This is a genomic window from Adlercreutzia equolifaciens, from assembly GCF_029076695.1.
Taxonomy (GTDB): domain Bacteria; phylum Actinomycetota; class Coriobacteriia; order Coriobacteriales; family Eggerthellaceae; genus Adlercreutzia; species Adlercreutzia equolifaciens_A.
Genome location: NZ_JARFIK010000004.1, coordinates 1 through 5217 on the forward strand (window position 1 = coordinate 1; position 5217 = coordinate 5217).

A 5217-nucleotide genomic window follows, 5' to 3' on the forward strand; every position below is an offset into this window, starting at 1 on the left:
TATCGCCGCCACGTAAAAGCGCCCCCTGCGAGCGGAACGACCTGTCCTCCCGCGGCCTGGCGCCGCAGTACTTTCGGCGAGGTGGGGCTTAACTGCCGAGTTCGGAATGGGATCGGGTGATCCCCCACTCCATGGTTCCGCTCGCGGGAGGCGCTCCCGCGGCAACGATATGTGCTGCCTGCCGAGGTGCACGTCCCCGTGCGCCCTGGCGGTTGCATGCGCGCTCCATGACCATCGGATCTCAAACGTATGTACAGCAATGAAGAAGAGCTCGGGCTATTAGTAGCGCTCGCCTGAGCAGGTCGCCCTGCTTGCAGCTGCGCCCTATCGACCAGTTAGTCTAACTGGGCCCTTACCGGAAAGGGAGCTCATCTCGGAGGCGGCTTCCCACTTAGATGCCTTCAGCGGTTATCCGTGCCGGACGTAGCTAGGCGGCGGTGCCGTTGGTCGACAACCGCGTCACCAGAGGTCCGTCCACCCCGGTCCTCTCGTACTAGGGGCAGATCTCCTCAACTCCCTTGCGCCCGCGGAGGATAGGGACCGAACTGTCTCACGACGTTCTGAACCCAGCTCGCGTACCGCTTTAAATGGCGAACAGCCATACCCTTGGGACCGACTTCAGCCCCAGGATGCGATGAGCCGACATCGAGGTGCCAAACCTTGCCGTCGATGTGGACTCTTGGGCAAGATCAGCCTGTTATCCCCGGAGTACCTTTTATCCGTTGAGCGACGGCCATTCCACTCTGAGCCGCCGGATCACTAGAACCGACTTTCGTCCCTGCTCGACCTGTCCGTCTCGCAGTCAAGCCCGCTTGCACTCTTGCGCTCTGCGGACGGTTGCCGACCGTCCTGAGCGGACCTTGTGCGCGCCTCCGTTACATTTTGGGAGGCGACCGCCCCAGTCAAACTACCCGCCTGGCACGGTCCGCGCGCCGGGTAACGGCCGCGCGTTAGGCAGCCGGCACGACGAGGGCAGTATTCCAAGGTCGCCTCCACGGGGGCTTGCGCCCCCGCTTCGCGGGCTCCTGCCTATCCTCTACACGCCGTACCAGATGCCAATGCCAAGCTGCAGTAAAGGTTCACGGGGTCTTTCCGTCCTTCCGCGGGTAGTTCGCATCTTCACGAACAGTACAATTTCACCGGGTCCACGGTTGAGACAGCGCCCAAATCGTTACGCCATTCGTGCAGGTCGGAACTTACCCGACAAGGAATTTCGCTACCTTAGGACCGTTATAGTTACGGCCGCCGTTTACCGGGGCTTGGCTTCAGAGCTTCGCCTAGAGGCTAACCCATCCGCGTAACCTTCCGGCACCGGGCAGGCGTCAGACCCTATACGTCGTGTTGCCACTTAGCAGAGTCCTGTGTTTTTGATAAACAGTCGCTTGGGCCGTTTCGCTGCGGCTCCCCGGGGCTCCGGACGCGAGGTCCTTCACCCTAGAGAGCGCCCCTTCTCCCGAAGTTACGGGGCCAGTATGCCGAGTTCCTTAACCGTGGTTCTCCCGATCGCCTCGGTATGTTCTACCCGCCCACCTGTGTCGGTTTTGGTACGGGCGCCGACGGCACTCCCTAGAGGTTTTTCTCGGAAGCATGGGCTCACCGGCTTCGCTCAGTCGCTTCGTCTCGCGTCTCAGGCTGCGTGGGCTCGCTGATTTCCATGCGGCCCGCCCTACGCGCTTTCACGGGGACGTCCAGAACCCCGCCCGGCTACCCTTCTCCGTCGCCCCATCGGTAATGCCGCGCCGTCGGCGGTGCGGGAATGTCTGCCCGCTGCGCATCGGCTACGCCTGTCGGCCTCGCCTTAGCTCCCGACTGACCCTGGGGGGATTAGCCTCGCCCAGGAACCCTTAGGCTCACGGCGCCAGGGTTTCTCGCCCTGGTCTCGTTACTCATGCCAGCATTCTCACTTCCGCGCGCTCCACAGACAGTCGCCTGCCTGCTTCGCCGCAGCGCGGAAAGCTCCCCTACCACTGATAAATCAGTCCGCCGCTTCGGTGCATCGCTTAGCCCCGTGAATTGTCGGCGCATGTCCACTCGACCAGTGAGCTGTTACGCACTCTTTAAATGCATGGCTGCTTCTAAGCCAACATCCTGGTTGTCTGGGCAGACGCACATCCTTTGCCACTCAGCGATGACTTGGGGACCTTAGCGGGCGGTCTGGGCTGTTTCCCTCTCGAGCGCGCAGCTTAGCCCACGCCCTCTGACTCCCGGCCTGTGGACCCGCGGCATTCGGAGTTCGGTTCCCCTCGGTAGGCGGTGAAGCCCCCTTAGGGATCCGGTGGCTCTACCACCGCGGGTAAACGGCCGAGGCTAGCCCTAAAGCTATTTCGGGGAGAACGAGATATCTCCGGGTTTGATTGGCCTTTCACCCCTATCCACAGGTCATCCCCTCCGTTTTCAACCGAAGTGGGTTCGGCCCTCCACGGGGTCTTACCCCCGCTTCAGCCTGCCCATGGATAGCTCACCCGGCTTCGCGTCTGCAGCGTGCGACTCACTCGCCATCTTAAAGGCTCGCTTTCGCTGCGGCTCGTTTCCAAACTTAACCTCGCCGCACACCGCAACTCGCTGGCTCATTCTACAAAAGGCACGCCGTCACACCGCATGGGTGCTCCGACTGCTTGTGGGCGCACGGTTTCAGGTACTGTTTCACTCCCCTCTCGGGGTGCTTTTCACCTTTCCCTCACGGTACTGGTTCGCTATCGGTCACAGGAGAGTGTTCAGCCTTGGAGGGTGGTCCCCCCGGCTTCGGACCGGGTTTCACGTGCCCGGCCCTACTCGGGATACTCCAACAGTGGTCCGTCAGGTTTCGCGTACGGGGCTCTCACCCGCTGCGGCCGGCCCTTCCATGCCGTTCCGCTACCTGACGGATTTGTAACCACTCCCTGGTGGGCAGCACCAGGACGGGAGTCCCGCAACCCCTAGGCGGCAACGCCTGCCGCTTACACGCGCCTAGGTTTGGGCTGGTGCGCTTTCGCTCGCCGCTACTCGCGCAATCTCGGTTGATTTCTCTTCCTCGGGGTACTTAGATGTTTCAGTTCCCCCGGTTGCCTCCTCCCGCCCTATTTTATTCAGGCGGGGGTGACTGGGCATGACCCCAGTCGGGTTTCCCCATTCGGAGATCCCGGGATCAAGGTGTGTTTGCCACTCCCCCGGGCTTATCGCAGCTTGCCGCGTCCTTCGTCGACTTCCTGTGCCAAGGCATCCGCCGTGCGCCTTTGGTATCTTGTTCATTACCTCAGGTCGCCGTATATCTGAGAAGATATATCGGTTTCGTCCATTGGATATTAATGAGAATTAATTTCCGTCGTATAACATACGTTTGCGATCGTGATGAATCGTCTTGTCCATGATGCGAACACCCATCGAACACTTTGAATTGCTTCAAGGAATTGATGTTGGTGTTGATCATGTGTGACTATCATGTCACGCGCTATGCAACTGTCAAGGTGCGCGGGGCCCGTGGCGAGCCCTCGCAACCGGATGCTGAGAAGTAGATGAGAGACTCTAGGTGTTTCTCCCTAGAAAGGAGGTGATCCAGCCGCACCTTCCGGTACGGCTACCTTGTTACGACTTCACCCCCCTTACCCTCCACACCTTCGACGCCTCCGCCCCTTGCGGGTTCGGCCGGCGGCTTCGGGTGCAGACGACTCGGGTGGTGTGACGGGCGGTGTGTACAAGGCCCGGGAACGTATTCACCGCGGCATGCTGATCCGCGATTACTAGCAACTCCGACTTCACGCAGGCGGGTTGCAGCCTGCGATCCGAACTGGGACCGGCTTTCCGGGATCCGCTCCCCCTCGCGGGGTGGCAACCCTCTGTACCGGCCATTGTAGCACGTGTGCAGCCCAGGGCATAAGGGGCATGATGACTTGACGTCGTCCCCACCTTCCTCCGGCTTGACGCCGGCAGTCTCCCGCGAGTCCCCAACTGAATGCTGGCAACACGGGACAGGGGTTGCGCTCGTTGCGGGACTTAACCCAACATCTCACGACACGAGCTGACGACAGCCATGCACCACCTGCGCTAGCTCCTCTCGGCCACCGGGTTTCCCCGGCTTCACTAGCATGTCAAGCCCTGGTAAGGTTCTTCGCGTTGCTTCGAATTAAGCCACATGCTCCGCTGCTTGTGCGGGCCCCCGTCAATTCCTTTGAGTTTTAGCCTTGCGGCCGTACTCCCCAGGCGGGACGCTTAATGCGTTGGCTGCGGCACGGAGGGACTGTCCCCCCACACCTAGCGTCCATCGTTTACGGCTGGGACTACCAGGGTATCTAATCCTGTTCGCTCCCCCAGCTTTCGCGCCTCAGCGTCAGTGGCGGCCCAGCAAGCTGCCTTCGCCATCGGTGTTCTTCCCGATATCTGCGCATTCCACCGCTACACCGGGAATTCCACTTGCCTCTACCGCACTCGAGCCGCCCAGTCCGGAACCCGGCCCGAGGTTGAGCCCCGGGATTAGAGGTTCCGCTTAGGCGGCCGCCTACGCGCGCTTTACGCCCAATGAATCCGGATAACGCTCGCCCCCTACGTATTACCGCGGCTGCTGGCACGTAGTTAGCCGGAGCTTCTTCTGCAGGTACCGTCGTTATCTTCCCTGCTGAAAGCGGTTTACAACCCGAAGGCCTTCGTCCCGCACGCGGCGTTGCTGCGTCAGGGTTTCCCCCATTGCGCAAAATTCCCCACTGCTGCCTCCCGTAGGAGTCTGGGCCGTATCTCAGTCCCAATGTGGCCGGTCGACCTCTCAGTCCGGCTACCCATCGCGGGCTAGGTGGGCCGTTACCCCGCCTACTACCTAATGGGCCGCGACCCCATCCCTTGCCGTCGGGGCTTTCCCGGCCGGCCCATGCGGGCCCGCCGGAGTATCCGGTATTAGCCGTCGTTTCCAACGGTTGTCCCGGAGCAAGGGGCAGGTTGGTCACGTGTTACTCACCCGTTCGCCACTCTATATCCGCCCGAGGGCGGTTTAATCGTTCGACTTGCATGTGTTAAGCACGCCGCCAGCGTTCATCCTGAGCCAGGATCAAACTCTCCGTTCAAACAGGCCCCGAGGGGCCGTCGGATCGATGTGAGTTTCGATTCTGTTTTAAAACTCTCCGTCGGGGCCGATGCCCCTGACAGGGATAAGAAAAAGCTTAGTTTCTCATTTAGATGTCCGTCTGACATCCTCGAGATGATTCATCTCTCGAATTCCATCCTCAGTATCCGGTTGTCAAGGTTCGCGCGGGT

At 60.8% G+C, this 5217-nt stretch carries 3 rRNA genes; all 3 read right to left on the reverse strand.

Annotation, left to right across the window (positions count from 1 at the left end):
- Positions 1-28: 28 nt before the first annotated feature.
- A 5S ribosomal RNA gene (gene rrf / locus PZH32_RS11145) occupies positions 29-143 on the reverse strand.
- Between the two features lie 116 nt (positions 144-259).
- Positions 260-3226 (reverse strand): 23S ribosomal RNA (locus PZH32_RS11150).
- A gap of 293 nt (positions 3227-3519) precedes the next feature.
- Positions 3520-5027: ribosomal RNA gene (locus tag PZH32_RS11155) — 16S ribosomal RNA — on the reverse strand.
- Together the 16S, 23S and 5S rRNA genes form the textbook arrangement of a ribosomal RNA operon.
- Positions 5028-5217 lie beyond the last annotated feature (190 nt).